The 19,884-nt window shown below is 70.0% G+C and carries 14 protein-coding genes; 7 read left to right on the forward strand and 7 right to left on the reverse strand.

The features are described 5' to 3' along the window. Positions 1 to 150 precede the first annotated feature (150 nt). Complete coding sequence (locus ACIA73_RS17055; protein ID WP_399439304.1) at positions 151 to 1,179, reverse strand: aspartate-semialdehyde dehydrogenase; 1,029 nt, start codon at positions 1,177 to 1,179, stop codon at positions 151 to 153. 151 nt (positions 1,180 to 1,330) lie between these two features. On the opposite strand from ACIA73_RS17055, the gene ACIA73_RS17060 reads away from it, so the two are divergent. Beyond that, complete coding sequence (locus tag ACIA73_RS17060) at positions 1,331 to 2,032, forward strand: nitroreductase family protein (RefSeq protein ID WP_399439306.1); 702 nt, start codon at positions 1,331 to 1,333, stop codon at positions 2,030 to 2,032. 120 nt (positions 2,033 to 2,152) lie between these two features. On the opposite strand, the gene ACIA73_RS17065 is transcribed toward ACIA73_RS17060, so the two are convergent. Next, positions 2,153 to 5,446, reverse strand: coding sequence for a S8 family serine peptidase (locus ACIA73_RS17065; RefSeq protein WP_399439307.1), 3,294 nt, complete (start codon positions 5,444 to 5,446; stop codon positions 2,153 to 2,155). A gap of 226 nt (positions 5,447 to 5,672) precedes the next feature. On the opposite strand from ACIA73_RS17065, the gene ACIA73_RS17070 reads away from it, so the two are divergent. Together ACIA73_RS17070 and ACIA73_RS17075 are read left to right on the forward strand one after the other, a co-directional pair. Then, positions 5,673 to 6,140: an NUDIX hydrolase gene (locus tag ACIA73_RS17070; RefSeq protein ID WP_399439308.1), complete on the forward strand. Its 468-nt coding sequence runs from the start codon at positions 5,673 to 5,675 to the stop codon at positions 6,138 to 6,140. 385 nt (positions 6,141 to 6,525) lie between these two features. Beyond that, complete coding sequence (locus ACIA73_RS17075) at positions 6,526 to 7,707, forward strand: serine hydrolase domain-containing protein (protein ID WP_399439310.1); 1,182 nt, start codon at positions 6,526 to 6,528, stop codon at positions 7,705 to 7,707. Between the two features lie 54 nt (positions 7,708 to 7,761). Here ACIA73_RS17075 and ACIA73_RS17080 read toward each other — a convergent pair whose 3' ends face one another. Beyond that, positions 7,762 to 8,880 (reverse strand): hypothetical protein, encoded by a 1,119-nt coding sequence (locus ACIA73_RS17080; RefSeq protein ID WP_399439311.1) that lies wholly within the window; start codon positions 8,878 to 8,880, stop codon positions 7,762 to 7,764. Positions 8,881 to 9,089: 209 nt separating this feature from the next. After that, positions 9,090 to 11,660, reverse strand: coding sequence for an aminopeptidase N (gene pepN / locus ACIA73_RS17085; protein WP_399439312.1), 2,571 nt, complete (start codon positions 11,658 to 11,660; stop codon positions 9,090 to 9,092). A 202-nt stretch (positions 11,661 to 11,862) separates the two neighbouring features. Here pepN and ACIA73_RS17090 point away from each other — a divergent pair, with 202 nt between their 5' ends. The 4 genes from ACIA73_RS17090 (at position 11,863) to ACIA73_RS17105 (ending at position 15,704) form a co-directional block, all read left to right on the forward strand. Further along, a complete protein-coding gene (locus ACIA73_RS17090; RefSeq protein WP_399439313.1) occupies positions 11,863 to 12,498 on the forward strand; it encodes a DsbA family protein in 636 nt (211 codons plus the stop codon). 116 nt (positions 12,499 to 12,614) lie between these two features. Continuing rightward, entirely contained in the window at positions 12,615 to 13,235 is a 621-nt protein-coding gene (locus ACIA73_RS17095; protein ID WP_399439314.1) for a hypothetical protein, read from the forward strand. Positions 13,236 to 13,347: 112 nt separating this feature from the next. Continuing rightward, positions 13,348 to 14,988 carry a sensor histidine kinase gene (locus ACIA73_RS17100; RefSeq protein WP_399439316.1) on the forward strand — a complete coding sequence of 547 codons (1,641 nt, stop codon included), beginning with the start codon at positions 13,348 to 13,350 and terminating at the stop codon, positions 14,986 to 14,988. Positions 14,989 to 15,014: 26 nt separating this feature from the next. After that, positions 15,015 to 15,704: a response regulator gene (locus ACIA73_RS17105; RefSeq protein WP_399439317.1), complete on the forward strand. Its 690-nt coding sequence runs from the start codon at positions 15,015 to 15,017 to the stop codon at positions 15,702 to 15,704. Between the two features lie 194 nt (positions 15,705 to 15,898). Here the strand turns inward: ACIA73_RS17105 and ACIA73_RS17110 are convergent, their stop codons facing one another. The 3 genes from ACIA73_RS17110 to ACIA73_RS17120 all read right to left on the reverse strand — a co-directional run bounded on the left by ACIA73_RS17110 (position 15,899) and on the right by ACIA73_RS17120 (position 19,746). Then, positions 15,899 to 16,546: a superoxide dismutase gene (locus ACIA73_RS17110; protein ID WP_399439318.1), complete on the reverse strand. Its 648-nt coding sequence runs from the start codon at positions 16,544 to 16,546 to the stop codon at positions 15,899 to 15,901. Positions 16,547 to 16,765: 219 nt separating this feature from the next. Continuing rightward, positions 16,766 to 18,196: an amino acid permease gene (locus tag ACIA73_RS17115; RefSeq protein ID WP_399439319.1), complete on the reverse strand. Its 1,431-nt coding sequence runs from the start codon at positions 18,194 to 18,196 to the stop codon at positions 16,766 to 16,768. A gap of 131 nt (positions 18,197 to 18,327) precedes the next feature. Continuing rightward, positions 18,328 to 19,746, reverse strand: a complete 1,419-nt coding sequence (locus ACIA73_RS17120; protein WP_399439320.1) for an amino acid permease — start codon at positions 19,744 to 19,746, stop codon at positions 18,328 to 18,330. Positions 19,747 to 19,884: the final 138 nt, after the last annotated feature.

Raw genomic sequence — 19,884 nt, forward strand, 5'->3', positions numbered from 1 at the left:
CTTCCACGGGGTGGGCATGTACCGGGAGGGAGATTCTGCGGCGTTCGGCCCGATGAGGGCCCGGATACGTACCAGGGCGGGGCGGAACCCGGAAAGGTTCCGCCCCGCCCACGTTTCGAACGGTCTCGGCCGACCCGCGGCCGGCCCTCGTCAGCCGTTGAGCTCGGCCGCCACCAGTTCGGCGATCTGTACCGCGTTCAGGGCAGCGCCCTTACGGAGGTTGTCGCCGGAGAGGAACAGTGCGAGGCCGTTCTCGGCGGTCTCGTCCAGGCGGATGCGGCCGACGTAGGAGACGTCCTGACCGGCCGCTTCGAGCGGCGTCGGAATCTCGGAAAGAGCGACACCGGGAGCGCCACCGAGCAGTTCGTAGGCGCGTTCCACGCTGAGCGGTCGCTCAAAACGCAGATTCACCTGGAGCGAGTGGCCGGAGAAGACCGGAACGCGCACACAGGTGCCGGAGACCTTCAGGTCCGGGATCTCCAGGATCTTCCGGGACTCGTTGCGGAGCTTCTGTTCCTCGTCCGTCTCGAAAGAACCGTCGTCGACAATGCTTCCCGCCAGCGGCAGAACATTGAAGGCAATCGGCTTCTTGTAGACGTTCGGCTCGGGAAGAGCGACCTTGTCGCCGCCGTGGGTCAGCTCCGCGGCCTGATCGACGATCTTCTTCACCTGGCCGTCGAGCTCGGCGACACCGGCCAGACCGGAGCCGGACACGGCCTGGTAGGTGGTGGCGATCAGCGCGGTCAGGCCGGCCTCGTCGTGCAGCGGGCGCAGCACCGGCATCGCGGCCATCGTGGTGCAGTTCGGGTTGGCGATGATGCCCTTGGGGCGGTCCGCCACCGCGTGCGGGTTGACCTCGGAGACCACGAGGGGGACCTCGGGGTCACGGCGCCAGGCGGAGGAGTTGTCGATGACGACGACGCCCTGCGCGGCGACCTTCTCGGCGAGGGCCTTGGACGTGGCGCCACCGGCGGAGAAGATCGCGATGTCGAGACCGGTGAAGTCGGCCGTCGAGGCGTCCTCGATGGTGACCGGCTTGCCGTCCCACTCCAGCGTCGATCCGGCCGAGCGGGCCGAAGCGAACAGCCGCAGCTCCTGCACCGGGAACTTGCGCTCCGCCAGGATCCGCAGCACAACTCCGCCGACCTGACCGGTGGCTCCGACGATTCCGACCCTCACAGTGACTCCTCAGTCCGTGGACACAGGCTGTTGTCGCAGGTGCGACGGCCTGCGGCGTTGGCACCCATGATGCGGGAGGTGCGGTCCGCCTTGTCCAATCGATTGTCCGAAGTACGGGACACAGGGCCCCTGCCCCCGAGATGCTCTGGCCATGACTGTGACAAAGAACAAGTGGACACCGACCCACGGCGACCCCTACCGGCCGGTTCCCTACACTCCCGCCCGGATGGACGCGGCCGAATCCCTGGCCCGCGCAGCCGAGCTCCGCCGACGGATGGACGAGCGCCGCACGGTCCGCCAGTTCTCCACCGAGCCGGTCCCCGACCAGGTCATCCGCGACGCCATCGCCTGCGGCGCCACCGCCCCCTCCGGCGCCCACCAGCAGCCCTGGACCTTCGTCCTGGTGAAGGACGCGGACGTACGCCGCCGGATACGCGAGGCCGCCGAGGAGGAGGAGCAGATCAGCTACGACGGCCGCCTCGGCGAGGAATGGCTCGACGCCCTGCGCCCACTGGGCACCGACGAGGTCAAACCCCACCTCACGGATGCCCCCGGCCTCATCGTGGTCTTCCAGCAGCGCTACTGGCTCGCCGAGGACGGCACCAAGCGCAAGCACTACTACGTCGACGAGTCGGTCGGCATCGCGGTCGGCATGCTGCTCTCCGCCCTCCACCTCTCCGGGCTCGCCGCCCTCATCCACACCCCCAGCCCCATGCGCTTCCTCGCCGAGGTGCTGGGCCGCCCGGTCAACGAGAAGGCCTTCGCGGTGATCCCGGTCGGCTACCCGGCGGACGACTGCATGGTCCCGGACCTGGTGCGCAAGACGCTGGACCAGGTCCTGGTCGAGGTCTGAGCGGCCGGGGCCCGAGCAGGCATACGCAGCAGGGGCGGACCGGAGAAATCCCGGCCCGCCCCTGCTTCACGTACTCCTCAGCACGTACTCCTCAGAGACCTGCTCCTCGGAGCACCGGTGCTACGGCGTGACCTTGTCGATCTGGACGCTGCCCTTGCCCGCGACCGTGCCACGTGCGTTCAGCAGCTGGACCTCGCCGAAGAACCGACGTCCCTCGGGTGCCGCGCCACCGACGTTCACCGAGGCCGTGACCTGGGCGGACGCACCGTTGGCGAGAGTGAGGGACGTGGACTCGTCGGTCGTGACCGTGCCGAGGGACGCCGCGAAGAACACATCGCGGTAGTCGTAGGTGGTGCTGCCGGCCGGAACCGAATATCCGTCCACGACGATCGTGTACGTACCGGCGGCGGGCTTGAGCAGGCTGACGGCCTCCTCGGAGTCGCCGTCCGCGGCCTTGCCGACCTCCTTGCCGTCCTTCAGGACCACCAGGTCCAGGTCGGCCTTGGCGTCGGAGACCTTGCCGATGGCGACGTCGAGGCGCTCGGCGCCCTCACCCAGAACGACCGTGGTCTCCTGCGTCTCGCCCTGCTTGATGGTCGGTGTGGCGACCTTCGCGGAGCCCAGCGGGCCGCCCTTCAGCTTGCCGGTCAGCGCGCCGAAGCCATTGGTGACCTTCCACTCGACGGGGGCCGGGGTGCCGATCTTCGCCTCCGGGACGACCTTGACCGCCGGGTCGAAGTCCGCACCCAGCAGCGTCACGTCCAGCGTGTACGGGTTGTCCAGCAGCGGGGAGGTGCGGCGCGACTCGACCTCGATCTCCCAGACGCCGGGCGCCGGCTCCGGGTAGGACCGGACGTCGGGACGGCAGGTGTTCTCCGGGTTCGCGTAGTTCGGGTAGCAGTTGATCGTCGACGTCGGGTCCGAGGGGACGCCGTACGGGTGGATCGAGATGAACCGGGTCTGGCTGCCCGCGGCGAGGCCGCCCAGCGCCACTTCGAGGTTCTTCGCGCCCGCGGGCACGTTGACGAAGTACGAGGTGGGTCCGTTGCGCTGCGCCGTGCCGGTCTTCTTCAGCGAGTAAGACGGCTTGGTCAGCTCATCGGCCGCGACGACCGTGGTGAGGATCTGCTTGTCGATGCCCTCGGTGGCCTTGTCGGACACCTCCAGGACGGCGCTGTGGATGCCGCCGGTGCGGGGCTGCGCGGAGACCTTGACGGTGACCGGCTTGTTCAGCGGCAGCTTCACGACGTCGTTGCCGACGACCTTGAACGTGCCGTCGTTGTTCTCGAAGTGCAGTTCGTGGCGGACGTCCCCGGCCGGACCCGAGGTACGGGTGACGGTGATGTCGTACGTCTTCTTCTGACCGGCCTTCAGGCCGCCCTCGCGGTCGTACAGACCGGTGCCGAAGCCGGGGGTCTTCAGGGCCTGGTCGATCGCGGTGTCGACCGGGGCCTTCACCGTGTACTCGTGAGCGGTGGCGCCCTTCTTCAGGGACTTCCACGCGTCGACGACGTTGATCAGGCCGGCGCCCTGCTCGTGCGCCTGGGTGCCCTTGATGTGGTCGGCCTGGCTGACCAGGGCCGTGCGCAGCTTGGCGGGCGTGAGGTCCAGCTTGGCCTGCTTGGCGGCCGAGATCAGCAGCGCCGAGGCGCCCGCCGCCTGCGGGGACGCCATCGAGGTGCCCTGGAGCATCGAGTAGCCCGCCGGGAGCTGGTAGCCGGACTCAAGGGTCGGACCGCCGGGCAGCCAGGTCTGGGTGGTGTTGATCGAGGCACCGGGGGCGGTGATGGTCGGCGCGAAGCCGCCGTCCTCGCGCGGGCCGCGGGAGGAGAACGGCATCATCGCGTACTTGGTCTTCACGACCGAGCCGTAGTTGGCCGCCCAGGTCTCCTTGGAGATGGACGCGCCGACGGAGATCACCTTGTCGGCGACGGCGGGGTCACCGATGGTGTTGGTGCCCGGGCCGCTGTTGCCGGCCGAGATGACCAGTTGCACGCCGTAGGTGTCGATGAGGCGGGTGTAGAGCTCGGCGCGGGCGTTGTTGCCGTCGTTGAGGGCCGGCAGACCGCCGATCGACATGTTGACGATGTCGACACCGCGCTTGGTGACGAGGTCGATCATGCCCTCGGTGAGTGCGACGTTGGTGCAGCCGCCGGTCCAGGTGCACGCGCGGGAGGAGACCAGCTTGGCGCCGGGCGCCGCACCGTTCATCTTGCCGCCGAACAGGCTGTTCGCGGCGGTGATGCCCGCGACGTGGGTGCCGTGCTCGCTCTCTATGAGACCGATGTTGACGAAGTCGGTCTTCGCGCCGGCCGCGTTGTAGACGACGTCCTTGCGGTACTCGACGACGAACGGGATCTGCTCGACGACGTCTGTCGCCGGGTTGTCCTTGCCGAAGTGGCCGACCTGGAACTTGTCCTTGTACGGGCTCATCGCGACCTCGTCGGCGAAGTCGCCGTCGTTGTCGAGGTCCACGCGGACGGTTCCGGCGGCCTGGTCGTACAGCACGCCCCAGACGTCGGTGGTGTCGCCGTCACGGTTGAGGTCGCCCTTGGCGTCGCCGCCCGTGGTGGAGTTCTCGCGGAACACGTTGAACTTGTAGGTGCCCGCGGGCGCCGACCAGGTCCGGCCGCCGGCCGTGAAGGTCGGGCCGCTGACCTCGGTGAGCATCGGACGCCAGGTCAGGTCGGCGTCCGCCACCGGGTCCGTGGCCGTGACCCAGTCGACGATCTTGCGCTCGCCGGTGGTGGTCTTCTGCAGCGCCGGGTGGCCCAGGTCGATGCCGGAGTCCAGGATGCCGATGGTGACGCCGCGGCCGTCCGCCTTCGGGTTCTTCTTCACGAAGTCGACGGCGCCGGTCTCGAAGGACGGGTTGTACGGGTTCTCGGCGGGGGTGTTCTTCCCCGGCGCGGCGTACGTCCCCTTGGCCGCCTTGGCGGCACCCGCGGCCCGGTCGCCGGCCGGCGTCGGGTCGTCCAGCTCGATCTCCTGCTTGAGGTCGATGCCCTGCACGCTGGAGAGCTTCGACGCGGCCTTCAACGCCGCTTCGGCCTTCGCAGTGGGCAGCGTGGCCCGTACGTAGCCGAGCTTGTCGTCCGTGCGGCCGACGGTCGCGCCGGGCACCGCGTCGAACTGTGCGGTGACCTGCTCGGTGGCGCCGGGCGTGGTCGCCACCATCACGGTGACGTCCTTGGCCCCGGATGTCTGCGCCTTGGTGAGCAGCGACTCGTCGGTGCTGCCGAGCTTGGCCTCGGCGGTCTTGGGCGCCGGGGGCGTGGGCTCGGGCGCGTTGGCGGCGAACGCGGGCAGCGGCGCGGTCGCACACAGGGCGGCGACGAGCGAGGCGGCGAAGGTTATTCGGGCGGCGCGTCTCGCGCCGGAGCGGCGCGGAGCGTCCTGGGAATCGACAGTCATGTACATGCATCCCTGGGTGAATGAAATGAGCAGGGTTGTGAAGGAAACGGTCCGGATTCCGGTATCCCGTGACCGGTCAGCATGACGTAAGTGACTGTTGTTTGGGGAGAGTTGTCCGAGGCGGATTTTGACCATGGCGCACATCCGCCACTGGCCGCCCACCGCCACGGGAGCGACTTCGGCCGTCCGAAGAGCAATCCACAGCCGCTGTGACTAGCTTTGGCAGATGAACGCAGAGTTGAGAGTGGCCGCCTACGCCGTGTGCGTACGGGAAGAGAAAGTGCTGCTGGCCCGCTGGGTGGCCCGCGACGGGGCCAAGCGGTGGACGCTGCCCGGCGGCGGACTCGAACACGGCGAGGACCCACTCGACGCGGTGGTCCGGGAGGTCGACGAGGAGACGGGCTACACGGTGGAGCCGGTGCAGCTCCTCGGGCTCGACTCGATCCGGCGGAGGTATCCGCGGCGGCTCGGCTCCTTCGCGGACTTTCAGGGACTGCGGATCGTGTACGAGGCGAAGGTCACCGGGGGTGAGCTCAGGCACGAGACGGGGGGATCGACGGACCTTGCGGCTTGGCATCCACTGTCGGCGGTGGGGGGCTTGGAGCGGGTGGAACTGGTGGATACGGGGCTGGAGTTGTGGCGCACGAGGCCGGCGGTGGGGAGGGTGGGCGAGGGAGGTTCTGGGCGGGACTGAAGCGGGGTGGGGGTTTGCGCCTGCGGCGGGCTTTGCCCCTCCCCTCCCCTCCCCTCCCCGCCCCTCCCCTCTCCCCGCCCCTTCCCTGAACCGCCGGCCGCGGGGCGGGGGAGTACGTGCGGGTGCGTCGTGGTTGCTCGCGCGGTTCCCCGCGCTCCCTGGAATGCCCCCGCGGGGCAGCAGGGGGCGGGGCCCTTGGCTGTGCCGCAGCCCTCCTCGCGATACCCCGCCCACCCCCGCCCACCCCGGTCCCGGCCCCCGGATTGGCCGGAAGTGGGTCAACCCCGGAAGGGGTGTCAACCTTCGCGCCCCACCCCCGGTCTCCCCCCGCGACATGCCGCCGCACCCGTCGCCCGGCACGCATCCGACCCAGCAGGGGAACCAGATGTCCGCACGCCGCACCCGCACCACCGCCCTCCTCACCACCCTTACCGCCGCCGCCCTCCTCGGCACCGGCGCCTTGGCGGGGCCCGCCACAGCCCAGGTCGTCGGGAGCGCCACCGAAGGCCACGACCGGACCCGTGCGGCCGTCGACGCCCTGGTGCTGAAGGACGGGGTCCCCGGCGTCGTGGCCCGCGCCGAGGGCCCGGGAGGGTCCCGCCCGTGGACCGCCACCGCCGGCGTCGGCAACCTCACCACCAAGCAGAAGCGCAGCACCCAGGACCGGTTCCGGGTCGGGTCGCTCACCAAGACGTTCACCGCCACCGTGGTCCTCCAGCTGGAGGCCGAGGGAAGGCTCAGCCTCGACGACCGCGTCGAGAAGTGGCTGCCCGGAGTCGTCCGCGGGCACGGCCACGACGGCGCGAAGATCACGCTGCGCCAGCTCCTCCAGCACACCAGCGGCGTCTTCGACTACACCTCGGACCCCGAGTTCGGCGAGGAGCGCATGGGGGCGGGCTTTCTTGAGCACCGCTACGACTCCCTCACCGCGCGGCAGCTCGTGAAGGTCGCGTTGGGGCACGCCCCGGCCTTCGAACCCGGCGCCAAGTGGCAGTACTCCAACACCAATTACATCCTCGCCGGGATGGTCATCGAGAAGGCCACCGGCCGTTCGTACGAGAGCGAGATCTCACGGCGCATCCTGCGCCCCCTCGCGCTGCGCGCCACCTCCGTCCCGCACGACGAGTCCCGGATGCCCAAGCCCAGCAGCCGTGCCTACTCCAAGCTCTCCCGCGACCCCGCCGCCACCAAGAAGTACGACGTCACCGAACTCAACCCGACCCTCGCCGGAGCCGCGGGCGGCATGATCTCCAGCACCGGCGACCTCAACCGCTTCTACCGCGCCCTGCTCACCGGCAAGCTCCTGCCCGCACAGCAGCTGAAGGAGATGAAGACCACCGTCCCGATCGGCGACATGGCCCCCGGCTACCACTACGGACTCGGCCTCTTCTCGCAGAAGCTGTCCTGCGGCAAGGAGGTCTGGGGCCACACCGGCGGCATCCACGGCTCGTCCACCCACGCGGTGACGACCGTCGACGGCCGGCAGTCCCTCGCCCTCAACCTCAACGGCGACTGGAGCGGCGACACGGGCTCGGTGGTGGAAGCGGAGTTCTGCCCCAAGCCGTGAGGGCCGAAGAAGCAGGGGCTGCGGAAGTAGCGGCCGGCCGGGGGAAGTGAGGGGTCAGCGGGGGAGTACGACCACGTAGGCGGCCGGGTCGCGGTCGGCGGAGGCCATCAGTGCCGTCCGCACCACGGTCGCCTGCTGGTCCATCGCCTCGCGGAGCTTCTGCGGGGTCATGTGGATGACGGTGATGCCGAGCCGCTCCAGGTGCTCGCGCTTACGGGCGTACTCCGACCACTCCCCGAGCTCCCGGCTCCGCCCGGACAGGGGAGACCCCGCTGCGTCCCCGTGCCGGCGCGGCACCCGGGTGTCCAGCTCAAGGGCCACCGACTGGTCCGGCCAGAACGCGTCCACCCCGCCCAGATGCGGCCCGCCCGGCAGCCGCAGATCCACGTTCCACACCGGGTCCGGCAGCCCGAAGGCGCGCACCATCTCGTAGAGCCGCTCCTCCCCGACGGACCGCCCCTCGGCGACGATCGAGTCCACCGCGTCCGCGACATGCGGCCGGGTCAGCAGTCGGGCCAGATTCAACTCCCTTACCAGCGCGGACGGTTCGCAGTGCCCGCCGCGTACGGCCTCGGCCATGATCCGCCGTACCGTGTCCGCGTCGCTCAGATGCGCCACCGCGTCGGCCACCGCCCGCGCCACCGGCGCCACCGGCAGCCCGGTGATCATCTGGGTGCCGGGCAGCGCGTGCGCCCGCACGATCCGCACACACCCGGTCGACCGCAGCCGCCGCGTCCGCGGCACCATCACATCGATGTGCTCCAGGCCCAGCAGCGGTGGCGCGGACGTGAACCGGTGCAGCGCCAGCGCGGCCAGCCCGGTCACCACCGCCTCGCTCTCCCACCCCTCCTGCTCGCCCTGCCCCCGCAGTCCCGGGCGCCCCGCGTACAACAGCGCCGCGTGCAGCCGCTCCTCACTCGTCGGCGGGCCCTGGTGCAGCACGAAAATCCCCGGCAGCAACTGCTGCCAGGGCCCCCCGTCCCGGCACTGCGACGCCGCCTTCGTGGCGCTCACCCCGTGCTCCCGCAGCTGAGCGGTGGTCAGCACCCGCCGCTCCACCAAGGACAGGTGACTGAGCGGAACGGCCCGGGCGGGGGAGGGGATGTGGGGAACGGCGGCGGTGGAGGGGGCGGAGGCGGTGGTCTGCGACGGGCGGCGCGTGTTGTTGTTCATGCCGAGGACTTGCCCACCCGGCCCCGGCCCTCTAACCGCTGTTACAGTTCCGTCGACAATTCGGGACAACCCCGCCCTAAAGTACGGCTGTTCGACTGCCGAGCAATGCCCCGGTGGGCGGCCGGGAAAACCTACGGGCTCCCGGCGCCGAGTCGGCACCGGGAGCCCGTAGGTCTGGAGGGGGGAGAGAAGGGGAGGGGGAGGGGGAGTTACGCCCGCCCGTCACACTCCTGCGCCGACTGTGCCCGGGCCAGGTCGTCCCGGGCCTCCAGCACCAGTCGTCGCAACGCCGGAGCCGCGTCCTGGTGGGTGCTCAGCCAGGTGTCGGTCGCGGCGAGGGTGGCCGCAGGGTTCTGGAGGGCCGGGTACAGGCCCCGCACCACCAGTACGCCGATCTGGATGGAACGTTCGCTCCACACCCGCTCGATCGCGTCGAAGTACTTCGTCGCGTACGGGGCGAGCAGCTCCCGCTGGCTGCCCTGCTCGAAGCCGGAAATGGTGGCTTCGACAAGGGCGTTGGACAGGGCGTCGGACTCGACGACCGCTGCCCAGGCCTGCGCCTTGACCGCCTCGGAGGGGCGGGAGGCCAGACAGCGGACCTGGTGGCGCTTGCCGGAAGCCGTGTCGTCGCGGGCGAGTTCGGCGTCGATGGCCTTCTCGTCGGCGATGCCGTGCGAGGCCAGCGGGGAGAGGAACGCCCAGCGGAGTTCCTGGTCGACGTCGAGACCGTCGATCTTCGCGGTGCCGGCGAGCAGGCCTTCGAGGAGCTGGAAGTCGGCGTCCGAGGAGGCGACCGAGGCGAAGAAGCGGGCCCAGGTCAGCTGGTGCTGGCTGCCGGGCTCGGCGTTGCGGAGCTCGCGCAGGGCGCCCTCGGCGAGCAGCCGGCCGCCCTCCTCGCGCCGGTCGGCCGTCACGTAGTGGCCGAGCGCGGTCTGCGTCCAGGCGTGCAGCATCTGCAGGACGCCGATGTCGGACTCGCGGCCCGCGAAACGCAGCACCAGGTCGATGAAGTCGCGGGCCGGCATGAGGGCGTCGCGGGTCAGGTTCCACAGGGCCGACCAGCACAGGGCGCGGGCCAGCGGGTCCGTGAGGTCGCCGAGGTGGGCGCGCAGGGTGTCCAGCGACAGCGCGTCGAAGCGGATCTTGCAGTACGTGAGGTCGTCGTCGTTGACCAGGATGAGGGCGGGCTTCTCGGACCCGGCGAGGTCGGTGACGACGGTGCGCGGGCCGGCCACGTCCGTCTCCGTACGGGCGTAACGGACCAGCGAGCCGCCTTCGAGGCGGTACAGGCCGACGGCGACACGGTGCGGGCGCAGCTCGGGGTGCGAGGCCGCGGCCTCCTGGGCGACGGCCAGTTCGGTGATGCGGCCCTCGGCGTCGTAAGTGACCTCGGGGGTGAGGGAGTTGACGCCGGCGGTCTGGAGCCAGGCGCGCGACCACTCGGCGAGGTCACGGCCGCTGGTCTCCTCCAGCGCGGAGAGCAGGTCGCCGAGCTGGGTGTTTCCGTAGGCGTGCGCCTTGAAGTAGCGGCGGGCGCCCTCCAGGAAGGCGTCCCGGCCGACGTATGCGACGAGCTGCTTGAGGACGGAGGCGCCCTTGGCGTACGTGATGCCGTCGAAGTTGAGCTTGGCGTCCTCCAGGTCGCGGATGTCGGCCGTGATCGGGTGGGTGGAGGGCAGCTGGTCGGCGCGGTACGCCCAGGCCTTGCGGCGGTTGGTGAAGGTGATCCAGCCGTCGGTGAAGCGGGTCGCCTCGACCATCGAGAAGGAACCCATGAAGTCCGCGAAGGACTCCTTCAGCCACAGGTCGTCCCACCACTGCATGGTGACCAGGTCGCCGAACCACATGTGCGCCATCTCGTGCAGGATGACGTTGGCCCGGCCCTCGTACGCCGAAGAGGTGGTCCGGCCGCGGAAGATGTACTCCTCGCGGAAGGTCACCAGCCCCGGGTTCTCCATCGCGCCGAGGTTGTACTCGGGGACGAACGCCTGGTCGTACTTCCCGAAGGGGTACGGGTAGTCGAAGTTGTCGTGGAAGAAGTCCAGGCCCTGCTTGGTGATCAGGAAGACGTCGTCCGCGTCGAAGTGCTTGGCCAGACCCTTGCGGCACATCGCGCCGAGCGGGATGTCGAGGGTGGAGCCGTCCGGCAGGGTGCGGGTGTAGGTGTCCGTGACGTAGTGGTACGGACCGGCGACGACGGCCGTGATGTACGTCGAGATCGGCTTGGTCTCCGCGAACGTCCACACGCCGTCGGCAAGAGTGCCCGCACCGTTGCTCCACGCGGTCCAGCCCTCGGGTGCCCGCACCGAGAAACGGTACGGGGCCTTGAGGTCGGGCTGCTCGAAGTTTGCGTAAACACGGCGCGAGTCGGCCGGTTCGTACTGGGTGTAGAGGTAGACCTCGCCGTCCTCCGGGTCGACGAAGCGGTGCATGCCCTCGCCGGTGCGGCTGTAGGCGCAGTTGGCGTCGACCACGAGGACGTTCTCGGCGGCGAGATCGTTCAGGGTGACGCGTACGCCGTCGAAGACCTCGGAAACAGCCAGCGAAGTGCCGTTCAGCGTCACCGAGTTCACCGAAGGAGCGAGAAGGTCGGCGAACGTGCCGGCGCCCGGGGTGGTGGACCGGAAGCGGATCGTGGTCACCGAGCGGAAGGTGCGCGGCCCGTCCCCCTCGTGATCGCCGACCGCCGTACGCAGGTCGAGCGCGACCTCGTACCCCTGGACGGACAACAGCTCGGCCCGCTCCTGGGCTTCGTCGCGGGACAGGTTCTCACCGGGCACGGGCACTCCTTTGTGACATGCGGGACATGTGTGTGACGGGTCTTCGGATGTTTTCGTGCGTCTTCGCAGGGCGTACGACGCTTCTCGAAACAGGACCGATCCTCGCATGTGCACCTGACGGAGCACACACGGGAATGGGGGAGGCCCGGCGAGGGTTGTCCCGGCACGTACCTGTGACGCACCTCATCGAGGAGATATCGATATGTCCGAAACGGCTGCCAAGACGCCCGCAGACTTCTGGTTCGACCCGCTGTGCCCCTGGGCGTGGATGACATCCCGCTGGATGCATGAGGTCGAGAAGGTCCGTGAGGTGGAGGTCCGTTGGCACGTGATGAGCCTGGCGGTACTGAACGAGGGGCGTGACGTCCCGGAGGAGTACGCCGAGGCGATGAAGGCCGCCTGGGGTCCGGTGCGCGTCGTCATCGCCGCCCAGCAGCTGCACGGCGACGAGGTTGTCGGAAAGCTCTACACCGCGCTCGGCAACCGCATCCACGTCGAGGGTCGCGGCGTCACCGACCCCGAGGTCATCCCCGAGGCGCTCGCCGAGGTCGGTCTGCCCGCCTCGCTCGCGGACTTCGCCACCCAGGAGACGTACGACAAGGAACTCCGCGCCTCGCACGACGCGGGCATCTCGCTGGTCGGCCAGGAGGTCGGCACCCCGGTGATCGCGGTCCCCGGTGACTCCGGCCGGCAGGTCGCCTTCTTCGGCCCGGTCGTCACCCCCGCCCCGAAGGGCGACGCGGCGGCCCGCCTCTGGGACGGGACGCTGCTGGTCGCCTCGACCCCGGGCTTCTTCGAGCTGAAGCGGACCCGGACGGCGGAGCCGGACTTCGCGTGAGGTGAGGCGGGGGCATGGGGCCGGGGGAACGGAGGCGGGGGTACGAGGGTGGGGGCGCCTGCCCGACCGGCCGCTCCCAACAGGCAGAACGTTCCGGCCACCCATACCGTCCCCGTATGGAGACAGGTGAGATACGCGGCGACATAGGCAAGGGCGGATCCCCCCGCGTCCCCGCCCCCGCGCAGGAGGCGAACCTGCCGGGTGGTGGACGTGCGGACGGTGATCCGTCCCTGCCGAACGACAACGCCCCCCATGCCACCCTGCCCGTACGCCCGACCGACCGGGTGGTGCGGGCAGGGTGTTACGCCCTCGCCGGGCTCTGGTGGCTGATCGGACTGCGCCGGGCGTCCGGCATGCTGCGGCACTATCTGGCGGGGACGGGTAATCCCTATGCGCTCGATGCCGCCGAGCTGGTGGCTCTTCCGCCGGTCCGGGCGGCGGTGAATGCCCGGCTGATGGAGGCGGAGGCGGGCCACTGGTCGGAGGCCGACGAGTGGCGGGGGGTGCTGATCACGCCAGGGACTTCGGTGGACTGGTGGTTGGCTGTGCGGGGGATTCAGTACCGGGTGGTGCGGCCCAATGCGCACTACTACCGGGTGGAGTTTCACAAGACGTGGAACTTTGACCGGGGGGAGTCGGAGTTCGGGGTTCCGTTTGCGCCGTTTGCGCGGTTGCACGAGGTGGGGGTGGCTCATGAGTTCGTGGCTACGGGAGGGACGGGGTACTTGCCCCGGTGAGGGGGTGGGGTTGCGGGGCCGGGGTTGGCCGGGTGTCTCTTTCGTTTGGTAGAGGGGGGATCCTTCGCGAGGTGTACGGCTGTGGGCTCTTCCGGTGGTGATAATTTCCGCTATGTCCCGAACTCCGCTCCTCGGCCGTCGTCTGCTTCGTGCCCTCGCGGAGGCGTTCGTCGCCGGGTTGCTGATGATGCTGATGGACCGGCAGGGGTTCGACGGATCCGCCACCGCCTATCTGCCGGTCGCGGGCAAGTTCCTCGTCGGAGCGCTGGTGCTGGTACTGGTGACGGCCCGGCGGCGCTTTCCCACCGCGGCACTGCTCGGCGCCGCACCCCTCCTCGGGCTGCTGCCCGCGTCCGGACTCCCGCTCGCGCTGATCGCGTTCGCGGCCACACGCCGCCTGCCGGACCCGCGCCGCCGCAGCCTCGTACTCCTCGCGGCGTACGCACTTGCCGCCGTGTCCACGGCCCTCCTCGCCCGCCCCCTGCACGCCGGGAGCTGGCAGTACGGGCTGGCGCTGGGGGCGCTGCTCGCCGGGGTGACCGTCATCGTCCCGGGGCTGGTCGGCGCCGCCGCCGGGCAGCAGGACCGCCTGGTCACCGCGCTCGCCGAACGCACCGCCGCCGCCGAGGAGGCCCAGCGCCTCGCCGACAGCGAGTCCCGCATCCACGAACGCTCCCGGATCGCCGCCGAGATGCACGACCTGGTCGGCCACCGGCTCAGCCTGATCTCGCTGCACGCGGGCGGCCTGGAAATGGCACTGTCCAAGGAGGCGCCCGAGCTCCGCGACGAGGCCGCCCTGGTGCGGCAGACCACCCGCGACGCCATGCGTGAACTGCGCGAAGTGCTCGGGGTGCTCGGCCCGTTGGGGCGCGACACCGGCACCGACGCGCTCACCGACGCCACCGGCACCCGCTCCGACATCGAGGCCCTGGTCGCCGAGTCCCGCAGCGGCGGCATCCCCGTCACCCTCACCTGGAACGGCCCCGACCTCGACCGGCCGACGGGCCCCTCCGTGCGGCGCGCCGTGCACCGCGTGGTGCGCGAGTCCCTCACCAACGTCCACCGGTACGCGGCCGGCGCCCAGGTCACCGTCACCGTGACGCACGCCGGCGACCAGGTCCGCATCGCCGTACGCAACGGACCGCCGAAGGCGCCGCCCCCCACCGGCCTCGGCACCGGCCGAGGCCTGACCGGTCTGCGCGAACGCGTCGCCCTCACCGGCGGCACCTTCACCTCGGGACCGGCCCCCGACGGCGGCTTCGAGGTGGCGGCCACCCTCCCGACCGTCCCGCAGCAGACCGCTCAGCAGGCAGCGGGGGCCACCCGGGCCCGCCCCCGCGAAGCGTCCACCGCCGAGGAGTTCGCGGCCTCCGAGGGCTGGATCGGCGTACTTCAGCGCAGGCTCGGCGGCGCGGTCACCGCCGTGATCGCACTCGGCGGAGTCTCGGTGATGATGGCGTTCGCCGTGGCCCTGGTGAGCGAGGCGAGGCCGGGCCCCGACATGCCGGCGACCCAGGAGGTCGAGGTGGGGATGACCAGGAAGCAGGTCGAGGGCTCCCTCGGAGTGGACAGTCCGGCGGTCCGCGCGGCGGCGGCGGGCCGGGAGCCCGCCAGGCCGGCCGGCACCACGGACTGCCGCTTTCCCTATACGGACGATATGTTGGGTAATGAGCATCTTGCGGTGACCCGTTACTGTTTCGCCGGTAATACTCTGGCGGCCATCGACCGGTTCCCGGTGCCCCTGGCCCCCTGACCGGCCCCGAACCGCAGGAGCGCAGCATGCCGACGACGCCCCCGACGCCCTCCATCCGCGTCCTCCTCGCCGACGACGAGGAGATGATCCGGCACGGCGTACGGATGATCCTCCAGCACGCGGACGACATCGAGGTCGTCGGCGAGGCGGTCAACGGCGCCGAAGCCGTCGCGCTCGCCGCCGAACTGCACCCGGATGTCGCCCTGGTGGACATCAGGATGCCCGTCCAGGACGGTCTCGCGTCCGTCGCCCCGCTGCGCGCCCTCGACCCGGCCCCGCAGGTCGTCATGCTCACCACCTTCGGCGACGAGGAGAACGTCACCCGCGCCCTGCGCTCCGGCGCCGGCGGCTTCCTCCTCAAGGACGAGGGCCCCGAGGAGCTGATCAGGGCGGTCCGGGCCGCCGCCTCGGGTGACGCGGTGCTCTCCCCGGGCGTCACCGGCACCGTCATCAAGCACATGCTCCAGGGCGCCCCGCACGACGGGGCCGAGGACGAGTCCGCCGTGCTCCGGCGCCGTCTGGCCGCCCTCACCGACCGCGAACGCGAAGTCCTCGCGCTCCTCGGTGAAGGCCTCCCCAACCTCCTGATCGCCGACCGCCTCGGCATCGGCACCGGCACCGTCAAGACCCACGTCGGTGTCATCCTCGACAAGACCGGCACCGACAGCCGGGTCCAGGCCGCCCTCCTCGCCCACCAGGCGGGGCTCGCCTCCTGAGCGACGTACCGCGAGCAGCCCCCTCGCAGCGCGCGCAGTGGCGCACACGGCGGCGCACACGGAAGAGCCCCCGCGAGTCATGTCCTCGCAGGGGCTCTTCGTCATTCCACCCGCCCGGTGAAAGTTGAGAAGACGATCACGAGCAGGGCGTATCGGGGCCCGCCGGTCCGGCGGGGGTCACCGCTGGTCCCGGGTTACGGGGTGATCAGCGGGGTGCGGTCCTTCGCCTCGGCGTACCGCTTCGCCACGTCCTGCCAGTTGACGACGGCCCACATCGCCTCGATGAAGTCGACCTTCTGGTTCTTGTACTGGAGGTAGAAGGCGTGCTCCCACGCGTCGAAGACGAGGACCGGGACGGAACCCTGGCCGACGTTCCCCTGGTGGTCGTAGACCTGCTCGACGATGAGGCGGCCGCTGACCGGCTCGTACGCCAGCACGCCCCAGCCGGAGCCCTGGGTGGTCGCGGCGGCCTTCGTCAGCTGCGTCTTGAACTTGGCGAAGGAGCCGAAGGACTCGGTGATCGCGTCCGCGAGGTCGCCCACACCGTCGGCCGCCGACGGCTCGCCGCCGCCGTTGCCGTTCTTGGGGGAGGCCATGTTGTGCCAGTAGATGCTGTGCAGGATGTGGCCGGAGAGGTGGAACGCGAGGCTCTTCTCCAGACCGTTGATCGAGCCCCAGGCGTCCTTGTCACGTGCCTCTTCGAGCTGCTCAAGGGTGTCGTTGGCGCCCTTGACGTAAGCGGCGTGGTGCTTGTCGTGGTGCAGCTCGATGATCTGCGGGTTGATCACCGGCTCCAACGCCGCGTAGTCGTACGGAAGTTCAGGAAGCGTGTAAATGGCCATGTCGTCCGACCCCTCCGAGTGCTTATTGCAAGTCGTATGCATCTGCACGCTACCAGCACTTATTTCGATCGGCAGCTAAGGTCTGCCTCAGTAAAAGGGCGTAGGGCCAAGGGCGGAGAGCCCCCGCGGCCCCCGGGCCACGAGCCCCCAAAACGCCGGAAGCCCGGCCCGCGCACACTGCGCGAACCGGGCTCCCGACAAGGCGGCAGGAGAGCGGGATCAGCCCCGCGGAGCCGCCGCCCCTTCCTTCGTCTTCTGGCGTACGAAGCCCAGCGCGGCCAGCGCCGCCGTCAGGCCGACCGTCATCCACAGCTGGTCCCGGGTGCCCTCCTGAAGGGCCATCAGTACGAACACCGCACCCATCGCCACCAGCGCGGCGATGGTCAGCCCCGGGTACAGCCACATCCGTACCACCAGCGTCTCGGGCGCCTCGCGCTCGGTGCGACGGCGCAGCAGCAACTGCGAGACGGCGATGAAGACCCAGACGACCAGGACGACCGCACCGGTCATGTTCAGCAGCCAGACGAAGACGTCGTCCGGCCGCCAGTAGCTGAGCAGCACGCACAGGAAGCCACCGAGCGAGGAGGCGATGACCGCACGGCGCGGGACGCCGCCGGAGACCCTGCCGAGGAACTTGGGCCCCTGGTCCCGCTGGACCAGGGAGTTGGCCATCCGCGAGGCGCCGTAGATGTTGGCGTTCATCGCCGAGAGCAGGGCGATCAGCACGATCACATTCATGATCTGGCCGGCGCCGGGGATGCCCAGGTGGTCGAGGGTCGCGACGTACGGGCCCTTGGCGACCACCTTCGGGTCGTCCCACGGCACCAGCGTCACCACGACCGCCATCGAGCCGACGTAGAACAGCGCGATCCGCCACATCGCGGTGCGCACCGCCTTGGCCACGCCGCGCACCGGGTTCTCCGACTCGGCCGCCGCGATGGTGACCGTCTCCAGGCCGCCGTACGCGAAGAGCGAGGCGAGCAGGCCGATGATCAGGCCCTCGCTGCCGTGCGGGAAGAAACCACCCGCACCGGTGAGGTTCGCCGCGCCGGGCGCGGGGGCGTCGGAGCCGGGAAGCAGCCCGACGATGGCGAGCGCGCCGATGACCAGGAAGAGCGCGATCGCACCGACCTTGAGGGCCGCGAACCAGAACTCGAACTCACCGAAGTTCTTCACCGCCGCCAGGTTGGCGCTCAGGAACACCACCATGAACAGGGCCACCCACGCCCACTCCGGCGTCCCCGGCATCCAGGTCGTCATGATCTTGGCCGCGCCGATGCCCTCCATACCGACGGCCACACACAGCAGCACCCAGAACGACCAGCCCGCCGCGAAGCCCGCCCACGGCCCGATCGCCCGCTCGGCGTGCACCGAGAAGGAACCCGAGGCCGGATTGGCCGCCGACATCTCACCGAGCATCCGCATCACCAGCATGACGATCACGCCGGATATCGCGTACGCGAGAACGATGGACGGGCCCGCGGCGGCGATGCCGGTGCCCGAGCCCACGAAGAGTCCGGCACCGATCACCCCGCCGAGGGCGATCATCGACAGATGGCGCTGCTTGAGACCGCTGCCGAGTGAGGCGTCGGCGGGCGCTTGCGGCTGCGCATCGGCCGACGGGGGCGGCGGCGCTGAGGTCCGAGACATGGGCGTGCCCTGTTCACTAGCGGAGACGGTGGGGGCGAATCTTTGAAAGTGGCCCTCAGTTTCGGCACGCCCACCGCTCAGAGGGAACCATCGACCGCTATACGGACACGACGCTCACACACCGTGAAAATCTAAGCACGCCTCGCGCGCAACTCCCGCACCAGTGCCACCAGCAGTACCAGTGCGGTCGCTCCCGCCGAGGCGAGTAGCTGCGGCCGGGCCGTGTCGTCGATCAGCATCAGCACCAGAACGACACCCATCGCGGCCAGCGCCGCCCAGGTCAGATACGGGAACGCCCACATCTTCAGGGTCAGCCGCTCCGGCATCTCCCGCTCGATCCGCCGTCGCAGCTTGAGCTGCGAGACCGCGATCAGACCCCAGACGAAGAGCAGCACCGCTCCGACCGCGTTGAGCAGGTAGAAGAAGACGGTGTCGGGCCACAGCAGATTGAGCACCACCGAGACGAACCCGAAGGCGACGGACGCGAGCACCGCCCGGCGCGGAACACCGCCCGGTGAGGTGACCAGCAGCCCCTTGGGCGCCTCGGCACGCTCGGCCAGCGAGAAGATCATCCGCGAGGAGCCGTAGAGGTTGGCGTTGAGGGCCGAGAGCAGCGCCACGAACACCACGATGTTCATGATCGAGCCGGCCGAGGGGACGCCGATCCGGTCGAGCACGGCGACATACGGGCTCAGACCCGGTGTCATCGTGTTCCACGGCAGCAGGGTCACGATGACCAGCATCGAGCCGACGTAGAAGAACAGGATCCGGAACACCGCGCTGCGCACGGCACGCCCGACCGCGCGGGCCGGGTCGTCGGTCTCGGCGGCGGCGATCGTCACGACCTCCAGGCCGCCGAAGGCGAAGACCACGGCCAGCACACCGGAGACCACCCCTGCCCAGCCGTTGGGCAGGAAGCCGCCCCGGCCGGTCAGATTGGTCATGCCGACGGGGTCGCCAGAAAAACTGGACGCAGCAGGCAGCAGCCCGAAGACCGCCAGCAGACCGAGCGCCAGGAAGAGCACGATCGCGCCCACCTTCAGCGCCGCGAACCAGAACTCGAACTCACCGAAGTTCTTCACCGCGGCCAGATTGGCGACCGTGAAGACCACCATGAAGATCAGCACCCAGCCCCACTGCGGAACCCCCGGCGCCCACCCGTTGGCGATCTTCGCCGCTCCGGTCGCCTCCACGGCGAGGACCACCACCAGCAGGAACCAGTACAGCCAGCCGACGCTGAACCCCGCCCACCGGCCGAGCGCCCGCTCCGCGTGCACCGAGAAGGACCCCGATGCCGGCATCGCCGCCGACATCTCACCCAGCATCCGCATCACCAGCAACGCGAGGGTGCCCGCGATCAGATACGACAGCACGATGCCGGGCCCCGCGACGGCGATCCCGGCACCCGAGCCCACGAACAGGCCCGCACCGATCACCCCGCCCAGACCGAGCATGGTCAGATGGCGCTGCTTGAGGCCGGCGGACAGGGGCTCCCTGTTCCCGGGCGGCTCAGCCGGCTCGGACGTGCGGAGCTGCTGCTGGTCTTGCATGGCGCTCGTACTCTCGAAGGACCGTCGAGCGGGACCTGAGGCCGCGGTCGTACGATCACTGGGATTTGGCGGGACCCCACAGTCTCCCCTCTCCCCTGTCCCCTGCGCAAAAGGGACCTATCTCTCTACGGTGCCAGT

Origin of the sequence: Streptomyces sp. NPDC051561 (genome assembly GCF_044454195.1) — a bacterium.
GTDB lineage: Bacteria > Actinomycetota > Actinomycetes > Streptomycetales > Streptomycetaceae > Streptomyces.

Excerpts from the sequence above, each read along its gene's own strand:
- ACIA73_RS17060 (WP_399439306.1), top strand. The coding sequence starts at position 1,331 with ATGACTGTGACAAAGAACAAGTGGACACCGACCCACGGCGACCCCTAC.
- ACIA73_RS17095 (WP_399439314.1), top strand. The coding sequence starts at position 12,615 with ATGGAGACAGGTGAGATACGCGGCGACATAGGCAAGGGCGGATCCCCC.
- ACIA73_RS17090 (WP_399439313.1), top strand. The coding sequence starts at position 11,863 with ATGTCCGAAACGGCTGCCAAGACGCCCGCAGACTTCTGGTTCGACCCG.
- ACIA73_RS17080 (WP_399439311.1), bottom strand. The coding sequence starts at position 8,880 with ATGAACAACAACACGCGCCGCCCGTCGCAGACCACCGCCTCCGCCCCC.
- ACIA73_RS17120 (WP_399439320.1), bottom strand. The coding sequence starts at position 19,746 with ATGCAAGACCAGCAGCAGCTCCGCACGTCCGAGCCGGCTGAGCCGCCC.
- ACIA73_RS17115 (WP_399439319.1), bottom strand. The coding sequence starts at position 18,196 with ATGTCTCGGACCTCAGCGCCGCCGCCCCCGTCGGCCGATGCGCAGCCG.
- ACIA73_RS17110 (WP_399439318.1), bottom strand. The coding sequence starts at position 16,546 with ATGGCCATTTACACGCTTCCTGAACTTCCGTACGACTACGCGGCGTTG.
- ACIA73_RS17065 (WP_399439307.1), bottom strand. The coding sequence starts at position 5,446 with ATGACTGTCGATTCCCAGGACGCTCCGCGCCGCTCCGGCGCGAGACGC.
- ACIA73_RS17100 (WP_399439316.1), top strand. The coding sequence starts at position 13,348 with ATGTCCCGAACTCCGCTCCTCGGCCGTCGTCTGCTTCGTGCCCTCGCG.
- ACIA73_RS17075 (WP_399439310.1), top strand. The coding sequence starts at position 6,526 with ATGTCCGCACGCCGCACCCGCACCACCGCCCTCCTCACCACCCTTACC.
- ACIA73_RS17070 (WP_399439308.1), top strand. The coding sequence starts at position 5,673 with ATGAACGCAGAGTTGAGAGTGGCCGCCTACGCCGTGTGCGTACGGGAA.
- ACIA73_RS17105 (WP_399439317.1), top strand. The coding sequence starts at position 15,015 with ATGCCGACGACGCCCCCGACGCCCTCCATCCGCGTCCTCCTCGCCGAC.